General features: G+C 66.8%; 17 protein-coding genes. 5 read left to right on the forward strand and 12 right to left on the reverse strand.

Going from position 1 to position 16858, the window contains the following annotated elements; genetic code table 11:
• Positions 1–149: 149 nt before the first annotated feature.
• The 4 genes from PX554_RS16940 to PX554_RS16955 form a co-directional block, all read right to left on the reverse strand.
• The gene (locus PX554_RS16940) at positions 150–581 is read right to left on the reverse strand and encodes a DUF3617 domain-containing protein (protein ID WP_275503746.1); all 432 of its coding nucleotides are present in this window, start codon (positions 579–581) and stop codon (positions 150–152) included.
• Between the two features lie 88 nt (positions 582–669).
• Positions 670–1572 (reverse strand): Hsp33 family molecular chaperone HslO, encoded by a 903-nt coding sequence (hslO, locus tag PX554_RS16945; protein ID WP_275503747.1) that lies wholly within the window; start codon positions 1570–1572, stop codon positions 670–672.
• Positions 1573–1731: 159 nt separating this feature from the next.
• Positions 1732–2649, reverse strand: a complete 918-nt coding sequence (gene argF, locus PX554_RS16950) for an ornithine carbamoyltransferase (protein WP_275503749.1) — start codon at positions 2647–2649, stop codon at positions 1732–1734.
• Between the two features lie 160 nt (positions 2650–2809).
• Positions 2810–4003: an aspartate aminotransferase family protein gene (locus PX554_RS16955; protein ID WP_275503752.1), complete on the reverse strand. Its 1194-nt coding sequence runs from the start codon at positions 4001–4003 to the stop codon at positions 2810–2812.
• A 209-nt stretch (positions 4004–4212) separates the two neighbouring features.
• Between PX554_RS16955 and PX554_RS16960 the strand changes: the two genes are divergently transcribed.
• On the forward strand, positions 4213–4875 hold the full coding sequence (locus tag PX554_RS16960; RefSeq protein ID WP_275503755.1) for a C40 family peptidase: 663 nt from the start codon (positions 4213–4215) through the stop codon (positions 4873–4875).
• A gap of 259 nt (positions 4876–5134) precedes the next feature.
• Here the strand turns inward: PX554_RS16960 and PX554_RS16965 are convergent, their stop codons facing one another.
• A complete protein-coding gene (locus PX554_RS16965; RefSeq protein WP_275503756.1) occupies positions 5135–5989 on the reverse strand; it encodes an ABC transporter permease in 855 nt (284 codons plus the stop codon).
• A 63-nt stretch (positions 5990–6052) separates the two neighbouring features.
• On the opposite strand from PX554_RS16965, the gene PX554_RS16970 reads away from it, so the two are divergent.
• The 3 genes from PX554_RS16970 (at position 6053) to PX554_RS16980 (ending at position 8026) form a co-directional block, all read left to right on the forward strand.
• Positions 6053–6757, forward strand: a complete 705-nt coding sequence (locus PX554_RS16970) for a GcrA family cell cycle regulator (RefSeq protein WP_275503758.1) — start codon at positions 6053–6055, stop codon at positions 6755–6757.
• Between the two features lie 45 nt (positions 6758–6802).
• Positions 6803–7594, forward strand: a complete 792-nt coding sequence (locus PX554_RS16975) for a transporter (RefSeq protein ID WP_275503759.1) — start codon at positions 6803–6805, stop codon at positions 7592–7594.
• A gap of 174 nt (positions 7595–7768) precedes the next feature.
• Positions 7769–8026: a hypothetical protein gene (locus PX554_RS16980; RefSeq protein WP_275503762.1), complete on the forward strand. Its 258-nt coding sequence runs from the start codon at positions 7769–7771 to the stop codon at positions 8024–8026.
• A gap of 56 nt (positions 8027–8082) precedes the next feature.
• Here the strand turns inward: PX554_RS16980 and PX554_RS16985 are convergent, their stop codons facing one another.
• Entirely contained in the window at positions 8083–9240 is a 1158-nt protein-coding gene (locus PX554_RS16985) for an N-acetyltransferase (protein ID WP_275503764.1), read from the reverse strand.
• Positions 9241–9435: 195 nt separating this feature from the next.
• Between PX554_RS16985 and PX554_RS16990 the strand changes: the two genes are divergently transcribed.
• Positions 9436–10527 (forward strand): fatty acid desaturase family protein, encoded by a 1092-nt coding sequence (locus PX554_RS16990; protein ID WP_275503765.1) that lies wholly within the window; start codon positions 9436–9438, stop codon positions 10525–10527.
• Between the two features lie 34 nt (positions 10528–10561).
• Here the strand turns inward: PX554_RS16990 and PX554_RS16995 are convergent, their stop codons facing one another.
• The 6 genes from PX554_RS16995 to PX554_RS17020 all read right to left on the reverse strand — a co-directional run bounded on the left by PX554_RS16995 (position 10562) and on the right by PX554_RS17020 (position 16818).
• The gene (locus PX554_RS16995; RefSeq protein ID WP_275503768.1) at positions 10562–10861 is read right to left on the reverse strand and encodes a putative quinol monooxygenase; all 300 of its coding nucleotides are present in this window, start codon (positions 10859–10861) and stop codon (positions 10562–10564) included.
• Between the two features lie 5 nt (positions 10862–10866).
• Positions 10867–11958, reverse strand: coding sequence for an LPS export ABC transporter permease LptG (lptG, locus tag PX554_RS17000; protein WP_093224558.1), 1092 nt, complete (start codon positions 11956–11958; stop codon positions 10867–10869).
• The gene (lptF, locus tag PX554_RS17005; RefSeq protein WP_275503773.1) at positions 11955–13151 is read right to left on the reverse strand and encodes an LPS export ABC transporter permease LptF; all 1197 of its coding nucleotides are present in this window, start codon (positions 13149–13151) and stop codon (positions 11955–11957) included. The genes lptG and lptF overlap by 4 nt, the downstream gene beginning before the upstream one ends.
• A 97-nt stretch (positions 13152–13248) precedes the next feature.
• Positions 13249–15201, reverse strand: a complete 1953-nt coding sequence (locus tag PX554_RS17010; protein ID WP_275503774.1) for an ATP-binding protein — start codon at positions 15199–15201, stop codon at positions 13249–13251.
• 50 nt (positions 15202–15251) lie between these two features.
• Positions 15252–16514, reverse strand: a complete 1263-nt coding sequence (gene spt, locus PX554_RS17015) for a serine palmitoyltransferase (RefSeq protein WP_275503775.1) — start codon at positions 16512–16514, stop codon at positions 15252–15254.
• A 61-nt stretch (positions 16515–16575) separates the two neighbouring features.
• The gene (locus PX554_RS17020) at positions 16576–16818 is read right to left on the reverse strand and encodes an acyl carrier protein (RefSeq protein WP_093224561.1); all 243 of its coding nucleotides are present in this window, start codon (positions 16816–16818) and stop codon (positions 16576–16578) included.
• Positions 16819–16858: the final 40 nt, after the last annotated feature.

Below are 16858 nucleotides of genomic sequence, written 5' to 3' on the forward strand. Positions count from 1 at the left end.
TGTCTAGGGGCGGGGGGCATCCCGCGCAATCCGCTGTGAAAAAACGGGCCGCCCTTGGGCGGCCCAGCGGTCGCCCGTTACCGGGCAATTGGGAAAAAGCATGCCAAAGCACACTCGAATCACCTTAATCACACCGTCTTCGCAAAGGGTTAACGCGATGCGGTGGAGCGTGCCGGGCAAGGGCCGACACGACGTCCCTGATAATTCAAGTCGAAAGGTGCGCCGCTGGCGATGCCCTGTGTATCAATATCGAACGATCTGGGCGTGGTGATCGTCACCACGGTGCGCCCATGCCCGCCGCTCGAACAGGTGTAGTTGACCGTCGTGCTGTCGGGGCTGTCAGCCATCACCAGCCGCGTGCAGGCGGCGCCGGGATGCTGCATCTGGAGCAGCATCGCCGCATCGGCGATGCACACCGACCGCCCGGGCGCCTCCGAACCGACCACCTTGATCTCATACTGCCCGCGCTCGATCCGCGACAACGCCACCGACGCGCCCGGATCGGGCACCGCCGCCGTGATGGCGCCTGTTCCTGCCAGCGCGGCCACACCCGCGCATATCATCCGCCAACGCCGCATCATTTCGGTTCCCCAAGTCCACGCCCCACCGCCGTGAGCGTGACCGCTCGGTACAGAAAGTGGGGGATCGTGTCGCGAGATTCAATGTCGTTCAGGAATCGCAACGATTCCCGACCGATACCGGGAACTTCTGCGCGCAGAACGCGCAATCGACGGTGATCACCCCCGATTCGTCGGCCATTTCGCGCTGGTCCTCGTCGGAAAACTTGGCGAGCACCTGCGCGATATAGTCGGGCGAGCAGCGGCACCCGCGCACGATCGGCTGGCGGGCGAGCACGCGGACCTCGCTTTCTTCGTTGAACAGCCGCCACACCAGAGTCTCCAGCGGCAGCGTGGTGTCGGTCAGTTCGTCCGCGCCCATCGTCTGGCCGAGCAGCGCGACATGCTCCCATTCGGGATGGTCCTGCCGCACGTGCAGCCGCTCGCGGCCTTCCTCGCCCTCGGGCAGATGCTGGAGGAACAGCCCGCCGGTCACGCGGTTGCCGGGCGCAATGCCGAGCCGGATCAGCGTCGGAATCTGCTCGGACTGGAGGAAATAGGTCGCCGCCGCATCGGCAAGCGATTCGCCGTCGAGCGGCACGATCCCCTGATAGCGCTCGCCCGTCGTCGCCTGGTCGAAGGTGATCGCGAGATAGCCGGTGCCGAACAACGCGAACAGGCTCGGCGCGAGCGGCGCGTCGGCGAGGCGGCCCGCGTCATATTGCACATAGCCGCGCAGCTCGCCGCCGCGATAATCGCACACCAGCAGGCTGACGATGCCGGTCTCGGTCTGCGCCTGCAGCGTGAGCTGGCCACCCGCGTCCTTCAGCGTCGAGCCGATCAGAGCGGTCAGCGTCAGCGCCTCGGCGAGCAACGCCTCGATCGGGGCGGGATAGGCGTGCGCGGAGAGGATACGGTCGATCACCGGGCCGAGCCGCACGATCCGCCCGCGCGCGTGGCGGCCGGGAATGGTGAAACCGAGCGCGAGATCGAGATCGGGGGAGGTGTCAGGCATCAACGTCTTTCAGCACCCCAGCCACAATCGTCACCCCAGCGAAAGCTGGGGTCTTTCGCGGCAAGGTCGCTCCGGACGTCCGCGAGACCTTAGCTTGCGCTGGGGTGACGGGGCAGGGTGCGATGAGAGACGGCTATGTGGGGAAGCGCGCCGGCCGGATCAACCGATCTGCCCGAAGCACCAGCGCAGCACCGATTTCTGCGCGTGCAGCCGGTTCTCCGCCTCGGGCCAGATCAAGGATTGCGGCCCGTCGATCACCGCGTCGGTCACTTCCTCGCCGCGGTGCGCGGGCAGGCAGTGGAGGAACCTGGCGTCGGGCTTGGCGCGCGCCATCAGCGCTTCCGTCACCTGGAACGGCATCATCGCGGCGAGCTTGGTCTCGGCGTGTGCCTGTCCCATCGAGATCCACGTGTCGGTGACGATGATGTCCGCGCCCTCGACCGCCTCGCGCGGATCGCCGACCACACGCGCCCGGCCCTTGCCGAGCGCGAGGTCGCTTTCGGGCGGCATGAAGCCTTGCGGGCACGCCGCCACCACATCGAACCGCATCAGCCCGGCCGCCTCGATGATCGAGGCGAGCACGTTGTTGCCGTCGCCCAGCCACGCGACCTTGAGGCCGGGCAGCGCCTTGCCGCTCTCCAGGATGGTCAGCAGATCGGCCATGATCTGGCACGGATGCGACGCATCGGTGAGGCCGTTGATGACCGGCACGCTCGCATGGCGCGCCATCTCCTCGACCTTGTCGTGGTCGTCGGTGCGCAGCATGATCGCGTCGCAATAGCCCGACAGCACGCGCGCGGTATCCGCCACCGTCTCGCCGCGTCCGAGCTGGGTCGTCCCCGCGTCGAGCACGATCGAAGACCCGCCGAGCTGGCGGATCGCCATATCGAAGCTGACGCGCGTGCGGGTCGAGTTCTTCTCGAACACCATCGCCAGCGTGTGCCCGGCGAGCGGCGCATCGGCATCGGCCTTGCCCTTGGGCCAGCCGCCTCGCGCCGCCTTGCGGTCGAGCGCATCGGCCAACATCGCCGCGATGCCGTCCGCGCCCGCATCCGAAAGGTTGAGGAAATGGCGCATTAAATCCTCCCCGCGCCGGGGAGGATCAATCCCTCTCCCTGTGGGAGAGGGAAGGAGGCGCGAAGCGCCGGAAGGGTGAGGGTGATGCGGCAGTCGCCCTCACCCTTCCCACCCGGCTTCGCCGGGCGGGCCCCTTCCCTCTCCCGAAGGGAGAGGGAGCTCACGCCGCGACCGGCGCGTAGGTCCGCGCCGCCTCGCTCAGTTTCTCGATCGCCTCGGCGATATGGCTTTCCTCGATCACCAGCGGCGGCAGCACGCGCACCACGTTCTCGCCCGCCGACACGGTGAGCAGCCCATGCGCGTCGCGCGCGTGCGCGACGAAATCGCGCGCCACCGCCGTGTCCTTGAGCTTGATGCCGAGCATCAGTCCCTTGCCGCGCACGCTGTCGAACACGGTGTCGTGGTTGGGGATCATCTGTTCGAGCGCACCGCGGAGCCGCTCGCCCATCGCCGTGACATTCTCGAGGAAGCCCGGTTCGAGCATCACGTCGAGCACCGCTTCGCCCGCGGCCATCGCCAGCGGATTGCCGCCATAGGTCGAGCCATGCGTGCCGAACACCATGCCCTTCGCAGCCTCCTCGGTGGCGAGGCACGCGCCGAGCGGGAAGCCGCCGCCGATCCCCTTGGCGACCGACATGATATCGGGGGTGATGCCGTAATGCTCATAGGCCCACATCTTGCCGGTGCGCCCATAGCCGCACTGCACCTCGTCGAGCACCAGCAGCAGCCCGTGTTCGTCGCACGCCTCGCGCAGGCCCCGGATGAACTCGGGCGTACCCGCCGAGACGCCGCCTTCGCCCTGGATCGTCTCGACCATGAAGCCGGCGGTGGTCTCGTCGATCAGCGCGAGCGCGGCGGCGAGATCGTTGAACGGCGCATAGGCGAAGCCGGGCAGCAGCGGTTCGAACCCGTCGCGCATCTTGGGCTGGTTGGTCGCGCTGATCGCCCCCATCGTCCGCCCGTGGAAGGCGTTGTTGAAGGTGATGAGCGTGGTGCGTTCGGGATTGCCGTTGACGAAATGATAGCGCCGCGCGGTCTTGATCGCGCATTCGACCGCCTCGGTGCCCGAATTGGTGAAGAACACCGTGTCGGCGAAGCTGGTGTCGACGATGCGCTGCGCGAGATGCTCGCCCTGCGGGCTGCCGTACAGGTTGGAGACGTGCATCAGCGTCGCCGCCTGATCGGCGATCGCCTTGACCAGATGCGGGTGCCCGTGGCCGAGCGCGTTGACCGCGATGCCCGCGGCGAAATCGAGATACCGCTCGCCCTGCTCGCCGATCAGATAGCAGCCCTCGCCTCGCACCGGGCGCACGCCGCAGCGCGGGTACACTGGCATGAGTGGGGTGATCGGCATGATGACGCGCTCCTAGCAGAAACAAAAACGGCGGCCCGTGCTTGGGCCGCCGGAGCGGATATCTACGTGGTGTGAACGCTGAGCGTCAACCTCGGCCTGAAGGCCCGGGCAACGCTCACCGCCGCCGCAAGTCGGTTTTACCCTAGAGCACGCCGGGAGCGCCATATAGTCTGGTGCCAGGAAGGATTGCCGGCCTGGGAGCAAGTCTCATGAAGAAGATCTACACCGTGCGGCCCGGAGATACGATCGGAGCCATCGCGCGCGGGTTGAAGGTATCGGCCAAGGACGTGCTCGCCCTGAACCCGCAGATCACCAATCCCAACCTGATTCGCTCCGGCCAGCAGATCGTTCTGCCCGACGGCAGCGACCGGAGCGCGCTGCTGGTCGGCGCTGCGACCGAGACCGCCGCCGAAGGCGATCCGCTCTGGCTTTCGCTCGCCTTGCGCGAGGAGGATGCCGGCGTCGCCGAATATAATCCCGGCAGCAATCCCCGCATCGTCGAATATCTCGCGACCTGTAAGGGCTTGAGCGCGGCGCAACGCAATGATGACGATACCGCCTGGTGCTCGGCCTTCGTCAACTGGTGCATGGTGAGCGCGGGCGAGAAAGGCACCGACTCGGCCTGGGCGCTCGATTGGCGAGGGTGGGGCGTCGAGGATCCGACGCCCGGCCGGGGCAGCGTCGTGGTGTGGGAGCGTATCGTCGGGGGCAAGACGCTCGGCCACGTCTCGTATCTGCTCGACGATCAGGGCGCGAAATTGCTCGTGCTGGGCGGCAACCAGTCCAACCGCGTGCGTCGCGCGCTCTATCCGCGCAACGGCAAGCTCGGCACGACGCTGTATCGCAACCCCGTGTTCCGCAAGCCGGCCTGACCGGCTTCCTGCCGGCTTGGACTCAAGTCGCTCCGTTCGTCCTGAGTAACTGCCGAGTAGCCCGAAGGGCGTATCGAGGTAGCGTATCGAAGGACAGGCCCCATGCGCCACCTGTGCTTCGATACGATGAGCAGGTCGGATCGTCCCCCGGACGATCCTGAACATGCCGGGGGCATATTCACCTGCTCATCTCGATACGGCGCAAGCGCCTACTCGATCCCTACTCAGCACGAACGGGTGGGGGTACTGCCATCGCGCTTCAGCTCTTCAGCCGCCAGCCGCGCGCCAGCAATTGATAGCACAATACGAACAGCACCACGTCGACGCCCAGCACCACGATGCTGCCGACCAGCACCGGCGAGTCGGCGGTTCCGAGGAAGCCGTAGCGAAACCCCGAGATGATGTAGAAGAACGGGTTGGCGTGGCTGAACGCGCGGAACGCGGGCGCGAGTCGGTCGACCGAATAGAAGGTGCCCGACAGCAGCGACAGCGGCGCCACCACGAAATTGGTCACGGCGGCGGCATGGTCGAACTTCTGCGCCCAGATCGAGGTCAGCACGCCCAGCAGCGACAGGAACAGCGCGCCGAGGAAGCCGAACCACACCACGGCGACCGGGTGCGAGGGCGTCACATGCACGCCCGGATACAGCAGCATGGCCAGCCAAACCACGAAGCCGACGAGGAACGCACGCGTCATCGCGCCGCCGAGCAGCGCGGCGAGCACCTCCAGCGTCGAGAGCGGCGGCATCAGGTAATCGACGATCGTGCCCTGGATCTTGCCCGCGAGCAGCGAGAAGCTGGCATTGGCGAACGCCGGCCCCATCATGCCCTGGCTGATGATGAGTCCGGGGGCGATGAAATCGGCGAACGGGATGTCGATTCCGCCGACATGCACCGGCCGTTTCGCGCCGGTCGCGATCGTGAAGACGATCAGGAACAGCAGCGTCGTGATCGCCGGCGCCCAGATCGTCTGCAGGTGGACCTTGAAGAAACGGCGCACCTCCTTGATATAGAGCGTTCGCAGGCCGCCCCAGTTCACGTCCTTGATGACGGGAACGCCGGGAGCGTTGCGGACCGCCGACTGGATTTCGCCGGATGGGGGGTGGCTGCTCATGGCGCGATCGGTTAGTCGCTGCCGCCACCGCCCGCAACCCGGCATGTAGGGAAGATAGATTTCATGGCCTGGACCGACGAACGGATCGATACGCTCAAGAAGATGTGGGAGGACGGTCAGACCGCCAGCCAGATCGCCGAAGCGCTCGGGCAGGTCAGCCGCAACGCCGTGATCGGCAAGGCACATCGGCTCGGCCTGCAATCGCGCCCGTCCCCGGTGAAGCCCAACGACGTCACCGCCGAGGTCGCCGCCAAGCCCGTCGTCGAGGCACCCGCGCCCAAGCCCGCTCCGGCCGTGCCGCCGGCCGCGTTCCAGCCCGTGGAAGTCGTCGCCGCCGCCCCCGCCGACCCGGTTTTTGAGGCCGATGAGGACGAGGATGCTGAAATTTCACCCGAGCCCGTCGCCGCGCCCGCGCCGGCCACGCCGCCGCAGCCGATCCTGCGCTCGGTCGGTCCGGGCGGATTCCTGCGCCAGTCGCCAGGCGAACAGCAGGCGCCGATCACACCCGCGCCGCCACGCCGGCTGGTCCCGGCCAAGCCCTCGGCCGACATGGCGGGCAAGACCACCTTGCTCGACCTCAGCGACCGTATCTGCAAATGGCCGCTCGGCCACCCAGGCGAACCCGATTTCCATTTTTGCGGCGAAAAGGTGAACCCCGGCTTCCCGTATTGCGTCGCGCATTGCGGGCACGCCTATCAGGCGCAGCTCCCCCGCCGCGACCGCCGTCCGCCGCCGCCGCTGCCCTTCGGTGGCCCGCGCGTCCGCTAAGGAACGGAACCGTCGATTCGGGGTTGCGCATGAAAAGGGGACTTCATGCGCACCATCCTGTTTCTGGCGGCGACGCTCGCCGCCGCCCCGGCTCTTGCCGAGGACCGCGAATATTGTCCGTCGCGCCCTGATCTCGGCCGGCCGCCCTGTACGATCGCATCCGGCCGCGTCTCGGTGGAGACCGCGCTCGCCGACTGGACGCTCGAAAAGGACTCGGACGGCCGCACCGACACGGTGCTGATCGCCGACACGCTGGTGCGAGTCGGGTTGAGCGACACGGTCGAGGCGCAGGTGGGCTGGACGCCCTATGGCCACGTCCGCGCCCGTGACAGCGCGAGCGGCATGGTCGAGAACCGCGCGCGTGCCGGCGACGTGACGCTCGGCGCGAAGGTCAACCTGCACAATCCCGACGGCAAGGGCCTGTCCGCCGCCGTGCGCCCCTTCGTGACCGTGCCGGTCGGCCGGATGCCGGTGGGCTTCGGGGATTGGGGCGCGGGGATGACCGCACCCGTCTCCTACGAACTGAACGAGACCTTCAAGCTACAGGCCACGCCCGAAGTCGAGGCGGCGGTCGACAAGGACGGGCACGGCCGACACTTCGCGGCGAGCGGCACGCTGGGGCTCGGCGTCGAACTCACCAAGGCGCTGACCGCCACGATCGAGGCACAGGTGCTGCGCGACGACGATCCCGACGAAGATACCACCCAGACGTTCGGCGCGCTGTCGCTCGCCTGGATGGTCGGCAAGGCGGTGCAGCTCGATATCGGCGGTATCGCCGGGCTCAATCGCGACGCGCCCGACGCCGAAGTGTACCTCGGAATTTCGCGGCTCTTCTGATCGGGAAATTGCGCCACAGCTTGGCGTATTATCCGGTGTGTTGGTTTGGTATGCCGCCTGGCAGCGTGATCGATCGGATCATGTCATTGTTTTAGCGGTATAAAATAAGTTGGCACGGTGGATGCAATACCGTTGGCGCGGCGCAACGAGCCGCTCACCATCGGAGATTACGCCATGTTCAAGACCGCCCTGTTCGCCGCCGCCGCCTCGACCGCGCTGCTCGCGACCCCGTCGATCGCCACTCCCGCCGGCACCCCGGACGGCGCGCGCATCGAGGCCAATACCGCGCCGATCGCCGCCGCGCCCGCCAAGCGCGAGACCCGCTACTGTGTCGTCGATACGATCACCGGCTCGATCATCCCGCGCAAGGTTTGCCACACGCGCAAGGACTGGATCGACCTGACCGGCCGCGACCCGCTCGAGAAGAACTGAACCCGAACGGGGGCGCTGCGGCGCGCGGAACACCCCGCGCGCCGCGTCTCCCGCGTTCAGAGCGCCTTTTCGTACACCTGATACACTTTGTTGATGTCGCAATTGATCGTCTCGGCGATCGAGCGCATCCCCTGATTGTCGTCAAGGATCCAGCCGATTTCGCCGCGCGTCGCGCCATAATTCGCGACCGATGTGCGGCGGATATATTCGATCATCATGAACGCCAACTGGCTCGCCATGCGCGATGCCTGCAATTCCTTTACCACGCCCATCAGCGGCACGCGCATCGTCTTCACCTTGGGCTTGCGCAGCCACCACAGCAGTTTGAGCACGTTGAACGGGAACAGATTGCCCTTGAAGGGCATGATCGCCTCGTTGAGATCTGGGAGCGTGATCATGAACGCGACCGGCCGGCCGTCGAGCTCGGCGATGCGGATCAGGTCGTTGAACACGATCGGCTTGAGCTTGACGCCGACGTCCTTGATCTCGGGCGGGGTGAGCGGAACGAAGCCCCAATTGTCCGACCATGCATCGTTGAGGATGGCGAGGATGATCGCCGCTTCCTCGTCGAACTTCTTCTTGTTCACCTCGCGTATGACGATGCGCGGATTTTTCTCGCCCGATGCGATGATGCGCTGGACGATCGGGGGAAATTGCTTGGTGATGTCCAGTTCGTAGGTCAGCAATTGCTTGACCGGACGGTACCCCGCGCCCTCGATCCAGCCGCGATATTCGGGCTTCGCATGGCCCATCATGATCGTCGGCGGATGGTCATAGCCCTCGATCAGCAATCCGGGTTCTTCCCAGATCGACATGCTGATCGGCCCGAGCACGCGGTTCATGCCCTGGCCGCGCAGCCACGCCTCGGCGGTCTTGATGAGCGCGGCGGCGATCACCCCGTCCTCGGCGTCGAGCAGGCCGAACTGTCCGCAGCCGGGGCCGAACCCCTGATCGTTCGGCATCTCCAGCGCGAGCGTGTCGATATGCGCCGAAACCCGCCCCACCACCGCGCCGTTCCGCTCGGCGAGGAACAGTTGCGCCTTGGCGTGGCTGAACCAGCCGTTCTTTTCGGGGGTGACCAGCCCGAGCGCTTCACCTTTCAGCGGCGGCACCCAGTTCGGATCGTTGGCATAGAGCCGGAACGGCAGTTCGATGAACTTCTTGCGATCGGCCTTGCTCTCGATTGGCCGGATCGTGAAATCTTGAGTCGCCACGGTGGATAAGCCTCTCGCTAAGCGTCGCGCACTCCGTCGCGCGCAGCGCACAAGCCGCAGCGCGCGCGGCGCGTCAAGCGGTTACGTGTTGCAGGCGTAAGGGCGCGAGTGTTTGGTGGCACGCCCGGCGTTGGACAATTTGCCCTCCTGTTACTGCCACCATGCGGCCACTATGTTAGGGCAATGGAAAGCCCCATGACGAGCATGACCTTCGCCCGGCGCAGCACCGCCGACACCGGCGTCGCCGCGCGCGCGCCGATCGACCGCAAGGCCGATGACAAGGCGATGTTGCGCGCCGCCGCCGAACTGACGCGGGATCTGCATACACCCAATCCGACGATCTACTGGGTGGATTTCCTCGCCTCGGCGGTGACAGGCTATGCCGCACTCGCGGTGGCGATGCTGTGGGTGTCGCCCTGGGCGGTCCTCGCCGGGGCCGTCGCCGCGCTCGCGCTCTATCGCGCCGGCAGCTTCATCCACGAGATCACCCATATGAAGCCGAGCGCGGTGCCCGGCTTCCGCCTGGGCTGGAACCTGCTGTTTGGCATTCCGATGATGGTGCCGTCCTTCATGTACGAAGGCGTGCACACCATCCACCACACCCGCACGCGCTATGGTACGGTCGAGGATCCCGAATATCTGCCGCTCGCGCTGATGAAGCCGTGGACCCTGCCGCTGTTCGTGCTGACCGCGCTGCTCGCCCCGATCGCTCTCGTCGTGCGCTATGCTGTGCTGGTGCCGCTCTCGCTGGTGATCCCGCAGGTGCGGACCTGGCTGGTCGAGCAGGCGTCGTCGCTGGCAATCAACCCCGCCTTCCGCCGCCGTCCCCCCGAGGGCGAGCTGCGCACCCGCTGGCTGTGGCTGGAGGGCGCGACCAGCGTCTGGGCGATCGCTTTGGTTGCTCTGGTGGCGAGCGGCGTGATTCCGCTGCGCGCCGCCGCGATCTTCCTCGGCATCTACGCCGTCTCGACGCTGCTCAACCAGATCCGCACCTTGGTCGCGCATTTGTGGGAGAATGAAGGCGAGCCGATGAGCGTCACCGCGCAATATCTCGACAGCGTCAACGTGCCGCCGCCAAGCTATCTGCCGTTCCTCTGGGCACCGGTGGGCCTGCGCTACCACGCGCTCCACCACCTCGTGCCGAGCGTGCCGTATCACGCGCTGGGCGAGGCGCATCGCCGGCTCGTCGCGACGCTGGACACCGCCTCGCCCTATCACGACGGCAACCATCCCGGCCTCGCGCCGCTGGTCGCGCGGCTGGTGCGTAGCACGACCAGGCTTCGCTAAGCGCGCGGGCCCGCTCTACCGAGGGGGAACGCTCTTAGATAGCTTCGCCCGCGCCCACCTCGTACAGCATCAGCGCGCGGCCGCCGATCCCGAGCGCCGCGCCCGCCGCGCGCCATGCCGCGATGTGCGGCGTGCCGAAATGCGCGTCGAGCGCGGCGCGATCACGCCAGCGCTCGGTGATGTGGATCAGGCCGGGATCGAGCACGTCCTCGGCGAAGCGATATTCGAGGCAACCGTCCTCGGCGCGGGTGGCCGTGACCACAGCGGCGATCGCGTCGCGCGCGGCGGCGACGTTTTCGGCGGGCAGGCGGATCGTGCCGGCGATCAGTAGCATGCGCGTCACTCCTCGGTGCGGATCAGCACGGTCTCGCCAATCATCAGGAACAGCAGGAACGCGCCCCACGCGGCGAGGAATGGCGGGTAGGCGCCGAGATTGCCCATTGCCAGCGCGAAATTGTCGGCGACGAAATACAGGAAGCCGAGCCCCATGCCGATCACCGCGCGGATGAACAGCTTGCCCGATCGCGCGATGCCGAACGCGGCGACCGCGCCGAGCAGCGGCATCAGCATCGCGGACAGCGGCCCCGACAGCTTGTGCCAGAGCGTGCCTTCCAGCGAAGCGGTCGGCCGTCCGGCGGCGGCGAGGTCGGCGATCGCGGAGCGAAGATCGCTAAATGACAGCCCGTCCGCATCGACGCTCGACAGCGAGAATTGATCGGGGCGCACGCCGCGGCCGATCACGATCGAGCCGGCCTGTGTGACCTTGTCGGCGGCGAGATCGAACCGCGTCGCCGGCCAGATCCGCCAGCCGTCCCCCTCGCGCTTGCCATGCGGCGCCTTGGTGATCGTGCTGAGCGAGCCGCCCTCGCGGTCGAACAGGGTCACGCCGCCCAGGATCGCCGCGTCGCCGCGTCCTTTGATCTGGTCGACCTGGATGAGATCGTCGCCGTCACGCACCCACACGTCGGACCGGTCGCCCCGGTCGATCGGCAGCGGACCGTAATTGACCTTCTGCCACTGATCGAGCGTCGCGGTGGCGCGCGCGACAATGCGATCGTTGAAGCTGAACGACAGCAGCGCGACGCCGAAGCTCGCCACGATCAGCGGCGCGAGGATCTGGTGCGCCGACAAGCCCGACGCCTTGAGCGCGATGACCTCGCTGTTCTGGTTGAGCGTCGTCAGCGTGATGATCGCGCCGAGCAGCACCGAATAGGGCAGGAAGGTCGAAATGATCTGCGGCACGCGCAGGCCGACGTAATGCCAGATTTGCGCGTCGCCATTGCCGGCATAGGCGAGGATCTTGCCCGATTCGGTGAGCAGGTCGAGCGATTGCAGCACCAGCACCAGCACGCCGAGGATGGCGAAAGTGCGGATCAGGAACATCCTCGCCATGTAGAACGCGACGGTGCGCGACGGGAACATTGCCGTCATGCCCGCGCCTCCCGGCCGCGGCGCGGCAACAGCCGGCCGATCGCCTTGGCCGCCTTGGATGCGGCGCGTTCCAGCGCGCCGATCGGCTGCCCGCCGGGGACGAACGCGATCGTGTAGAACATCCACAGCACTAGGCTGGCGAACACGGCGAAGGGCACCCACAAGGCGATGATCGGGTCGATCCTGCCGAGACCGCCGACCGCCATGCCGTATTCGTTCACCTTATGATACGCCACGATCATGATGATGCCGAGGAACACGCCGATCGCCGAGGACGATCGCTTCGGCGGCACGCCGAGCGCGAGGCCGAGCATCGGCAACAGGAACATCGTACAGACCTCGACGATGCGGAAGTGGAATGCGGCGCGGCTCGTGTCGCGGGTTTCCTTGTCGGCATGGTGGTCGTGGCCAAGCCGCGCGAGCGTCGGCAACGTCATCTCCAGGTTGCTGCTGCCCTGGGTACGGAAGCTCTCGTATTTGGGCAGCGCGATCGGCAGGTCGTGTGAGGTGAAGGTCAGCACGCGCGGCGTCGCGAAATTGGGCGCCTTGTTGACGAGCGTGCCCTTGGTCAGCCGGAAGATGATCTCGTCCGGGTTGTCGGTGGCGAGGAACTGCCCGCTCTGCGCGGTCACGGCGTACCAGTCGCCCTTCTTGTCGGCATATTGCACGAAGATGCCCGAGAGCTTGCGACCGTTGTCGCGGCTGTGCTCGATCCGCACCGTGCCGCCGTTAGGGAAGTGGGTGAACTCGCCGACCTTGATCGAGGCGCCGAGCGCGCCGGTGCGCAGCTCGAAGCGCAGCTTCTCATAGGAATAGCGCGCATCCGGCTGGATGAAGCCCACGATCGCGAGATTCACCGCCGCCAGCGCCGCCGCGTACAGGAAGGGCACGTAGAGCAGACGCGGATAGCTCATGCCGACCGCGCGCATCACGTCGAGCTCGGACGACGTGGCGAGCCGCCGGAAGGCGAGCAGCACGCCGAGCAGCAGCCCGATCGGAATGCCGAGCCCGAGATATTCGGGCAGCAGGTTGGCGAGCATCCGCCACACCACGCTGATCGGCCCGCCCTCGGTCGCGACGAAATCGAACAGGCGCAGCATCCGGTCGAGCACCAGCAGCATCGCCGAGATGATCAGGGTCGAGAACAGCGGCACAGCGATCAGCCGGGCCATGTAACGGTCGATGGACTTCATGGGCGGGCTTTGGCGGCCTTCTGCTTGGGGCGGTCTGGGGAGTTGGAGACCGAAGCGCGGGCTATATCGGCCTATACCGCGCGCGTCAGCTACGAAATCATTCCGCGGCGATGTGGTCCTCGATGCCGCCCGGCGTAGCGGCCGCATCGTGAATCGCGGCTTCCAGCCCGGCGATGGTGAACGGCTTGCGCAGCACGACATGGCCGCCGAACTCGGCCTCGGCGGCATCGCCGGCGAATCCCGTAACGAACAATACGGCAAGATCGGGCCGGCGCAGCAACAGCGCGGCGACCATCTCCGGCCCGGTCTGGCCCGGCATCAGCACGTCGGAAATCACCATGGTCACGCCAGGGTTGGCGGCGAGCAATGCCGGCGCGGCGAGGGGGTCGCCGCAGGCGACCGCGCGGTGGCCGAGTTCCTCCAGCGCGCCCATCGTCGCGGCAAGCACGCGCGGATCATCCTCGACGACCAGGATATCGCGCGCTGCGGGTGTCATGCCGACAGGGAGCGCGGGGGCGGGCGGGGCGGGCGCGGCCGCGTCGGCATGACGCGGCAGGTACAGCGTCACCGTGGTTCCTTCGCCGGGTGCCGAGCGCAAAGCGACCTCGCCCTCCGCTTGGCGAACGAAGCTGAACACCTGGCTCAAGCCGAGGCCGGTGCCCTTGCCGACCGGCTTGGTGGTGAAGAACGGCTCGAACACGCGCTCCATCACCTCGGGCGTCATGCCGCTGCCGGTGTCGGAGACAGCGATGCTGACATATTCGCCCGCCGGACACGCGCCTACCGCGCCCTGCGACAGCGCGGTCCCCGCCGTGGTGATGGTGAGCTGGCCGCGCCCTTCCATCGCGTCGCGCGCGTTGACCGCAAGATTGAGGATGACGTTTTCGAGCTGGTGCTTGTCGACCCGCGTATGCCAGCCGCTGCCCGCGTCGCGCACCGTCACCGTGATGGTGTCGCCCAGCGTGCGGTCGAGCAGGTCCGACATGCCAGCGACCAGCGCTCCCGGCTCGACCGGCTCGGTGTTCAGCGCGTCTTCGCGCGAGAAGGCGAGCAGCCGCCGGGTCAGTTCGGCAGCGCGTTTCGCGCCCTCGGTCGCGCTGTCGATATGGCGGTTGGCGGCGGCCGGATCGAGCGCGATCTGCCGTCGCGCCAGTTCGAGCCCGCCGAGCACCACTGCGAGCATATTGTTGAAATCGTGCGCGATGCCGCCGGTGAGCTGGCCGATCGCCTCCATTTTCTGAATCTGGCGGAGTTGCGCTTCCTGCGCGCGGAGTTCGGCGGCCGCGGCGGCGACGGCGGCGCTCAGGTCTTCGGCGCGCGCGCGTTCGGCGGCGGTCTCGGCATGCGCGATCGCTTCGGAACGCAGCGCCTGCACCATCATCCAGCCGAGCAGGATCGCGCCGATGACGATCAACACACCGAACACCGCCAGCACTTTCGCGACATCGTTCGAATGCGCGACCGCCGCGATCGCGCCGGCGGTGCGCCGGTCGAGCAGCGCATGTTCCCGCGCCGAAATCTCGTTCAGCAGCGCGTTGATCCGGGCGAGGCGGGGCGAGGTGCCGGCACGGTAATATAGACCGAGCGCCTGCGTGTTCTTCTTGTAGCGTGTGCTCAGCGCGATCAGTTCGAGTTCGGCGCCGCGCGCATCATATGCCTGGGCGAGGCCGGCGATCGCGCGCGCCTGTTCGGGGTTGTCGGCGGTGTCGCGCCGCAGCTTGTCGATCTGCGAGCCGGCGATCTGCCATCGCTCCGCATAGCGCGCGCCGAGCACGCGGTCGCCGCTTATGACGTAGCGGCCGAGCGCCGCCTCCGCGTCGGCGATCGTGCCCGCGAGCGTCCGCGTGAGGATCATCACCTCATAGCTATGCCGCTCGCGCTGCTGCGCTTCGTCGCGCTGGCGGTTGGCGCCCGACAGCGTGAGAATCAGTGCGATGAGCACGGACACGCCCAACAGCGCCATCATGCCCAGCATGATGGTCCGCCATGCCGCGCCGAAGGTGTGCTCCGCCCCCCGTTCCGCCGCCGCGTCGCCCTCGGTCCCGCTCATGGCGGTCATGTTACTATGGTGCGGGAATCGAGGAAAGGCGCGACGTTCCGTTAATCGATCGCGCCCACCGCCTGGCCCGACGCCTTGAACATGGCGAGGATCGTCTCGACCTGCGCGGCGCTATGCTCCGCGCAGAGCGAGCAGCGCAGCAGATATGTACCGGCCGGCGTTGCGGGCGGCCGCGCCATGTTGACGTACAGGCCACCCTCGAGCAGCGACTGCCACAGGGCGACCGCTTGGGTCTGATCCTTGAGGATCACCGCGATGATCGCCGATTGCGGCGTGTCGGTGCCGAGCGTGTAGCCCATCTCCTTGAGCCCGCCGTGGAGCCGCTTCGAATTCGCCCACAGATGCGCGCGCTTCTCGCCGGCGTGCATCAGCTTGCGGATCGAGGTCGCCGCAGTCGCCACCACCGAAGGCGGCAGCGAGGCGGTGAAGACATAGGGGCGGCACACCAGCCGCATCACGTCGAACTTGGGATGGTTCGACGCGCAGAACCCGCCGACCGTGCCGACCGACTTGGAGAAGGTGCCGACGACGAAATCCACCTGATCCTCGACGCCCTGTTCCTCGTACACGCCGCGCCCGTTGGGGCCGAAGAAGCCCATGCCGTGCGCCTCGTCGACCAGCACCATCGCGCCGTGCTTCTTGGCGACCGCGACCATTTCGGGCAGCGGCGCGATATCGCCGAGCATCGAATAGACGCCTTCGAGCACGACGAGCTTGCCCGGCTCCTTCGGCAGGCGCCCGAGCCGCTTGTCGAGATCCTCGACCGAATTGTGGCGGAAGCGCACGATCTCGGCATTGCCGAGCGCGCAGCCATCGTAGATCGAGGCGTGGCTGTCTGCGTCGAGGATGACATATTCGCCCTTGCCGGCGAGCGTCGAGATCATGCCGAGATTGGCCTGATATCCGGTCGAGAACACCATCGCGTGGGATGTGCCGTAAAACTCCTTGAGCGCCTCCTCGCAATCCTTGTGCGGCGAATAGGTGCCGTTGAGCACGCGGCTGCCTGTGGTGCCCGATCCGAACGCGTCGAGCGCGTCCTTGCCGGCACGCACGACGTCCGGATCGAACGTCATGCCCATGTAATTGTAGGTTCCGAGCAGGATCGTCTCCTTGCCCTTGATGACCGCGAGCGTGGGCGATTTCACCTCGTCCATCACGATCGCGAACGGATCGCGCACGCCAGTCGCCATCAGCGCCTCGCGCTCGGCGATCAGCGCGTCGAACTTGGAAAACAGGTCGCGTTCCGGCGCAACCTCGGTGGGCGAGGCGGGCAGGGCGTCGGCGGTGGCAGCGGCTTCGGTCATGTCATTCATTCCTAGACCGTTCGCGTCCCTCGACTTCGCTCGGGACGAACGGAGGTTGGGATCAGGCCTTGAGGCTCATCACGGCATCGACGAGCTGGCCGATCGTCTCGATCTCGGCCTGCATGTTCATGGTGATGATGATGTCGAACTCGTCCTCGATCGCGGCGACGAAATCCATCACCGTCAAGCTGTCCCACTCGAGATCGCCTTGGAAGGTGGTCGCCTCGGTCAGCGCGACCTGCTTCTTGTTGAACGGTTCGATCTGGCGGGTAACGGTTTCGAAAACGGTGGCGCGGTCGCTCATGGAAATCCTTCGGGAGTGGGGCCGCACGATCGTTGCCAAG

Source organism: Sphingomonas pollutisoli, from assembly GCF_029167165.1.
Classification (GTDB): Bacteria; Pseudomonadota; Alphaproteobacteria; order Sphingomonadales; family Sphingomonadaceae; genus Sphingomonas; species Sphingomonas pollutisoli.

Bases quoted from the DNA above. Each gene is read 5' to 3' on its own strand.
- PX554_RS16990 (WP_275503765.1), top strand. From the start codon at position 9,436: ATGACGAGCATGACCTTCGCCCGGCGCAGCACCGCCGACACCGGCGTC.
- PX554_RS17010 (WP_275503774.1), bottom strand. From the start codon at position 15,201: ATGAGCGGGACCGAGGGCGACGCGGCGGCGGAACGGGGGGCGGAGCAC.
- PX554_RS16975 (WP_275503759.1), top strand. From the start codon at position 6,803: ATGCGCACCATCCTGTTTCTGGCGGCGACGCTCGCCGCCGCCCCGGCT.
- PX554_RS17020 (WP_093224561.1), bottom strand. From the start codon at position 16,818: ATGAGCGACCGCGCCACCGTTTTCGAAACCGTTACCCGCCAGATCGAA.
- PX554_RS16960 (WP_275503755.1), top strand. From the start codon at position 4,213: ATGAAGAAGATCTACACCGTGCGGCCCGGAGATACGATCGGAGCCATC.
- spt (WP_275503775.1), bottom strand. From the start codon at position 16,514: ATGACCGAAGCCGCTGCCACCGCCGACGCCCTGCCCGCCTCGCCCACC.
- PX554_RS16940 (WP_275503746.1), bottom strand. From the start codon at position 581: ATGATGCGGCGTTGGCGGATGATATGCGCGGGTGTGGCCGCGCTGGCA.
- PX554_RS16995 (WP_275503768.1), bottom strand. From the start codon at position 10,861: ATGCTACTGATCGCCGGCACGATCCGCCTGCCCGCCGAAAACGTCGCC.
- PX554_RS16965 (WP_275503756.1), bottom strand. From the start codon at position 5,989: ATGAGCAGCCACCCCCCATCCGGCGAAATCCAGTCGGCGGTCCGCAAC.
- lptG (WP_093224558.1), bottom strand. From the start codon at position 11,958: ATGACGGCAATGTTCCCGTCGCGCACCGTCGCGTTCTACATGGCGAGG.
- argF (WP_275503749.1), bottom strand. From the start codon at position 2,649: ATGCGCCATTTCCTCAACCTTTCGGATGCGGGCGCGGACGGCATCGCG.
- hslO (WP_275503747.1), bottom strand. From the start codon at position 1,572: ATGCCTGACACCTCCCCCGATCTCGATCTCGCGCTCGGTTTCACCATT.
- PX554_RS16980 (WP_275503762.1), top strand. From the start codon at position 7,769: ATGTTCAAGACCGCCCTGTTCGCCGCCGCCGCCTCGACCGCGCTGCTC.
- PX554_RS16955 (WP_275503752.1), bottom strand. From the start codon at position 4,003: ATGCCGATCACCCCACTCATGCCAGTGTACCCGCGCTGCGGCGTGCGC.
- PX554_RS16970 (WP_275503758.1), top strand. From the start codon at position 6,053: ATGGCCTGGACCGACGAACGGATCGATACGCTCAAGAAGATGTGGGAG.
- lptF (WP_275503773.1), bottom strand. From the start codon at position 13,151: ATGAAGTCCATCGACCGTTACATGGCCCGGCTGATCGCTGTGCCGCTG.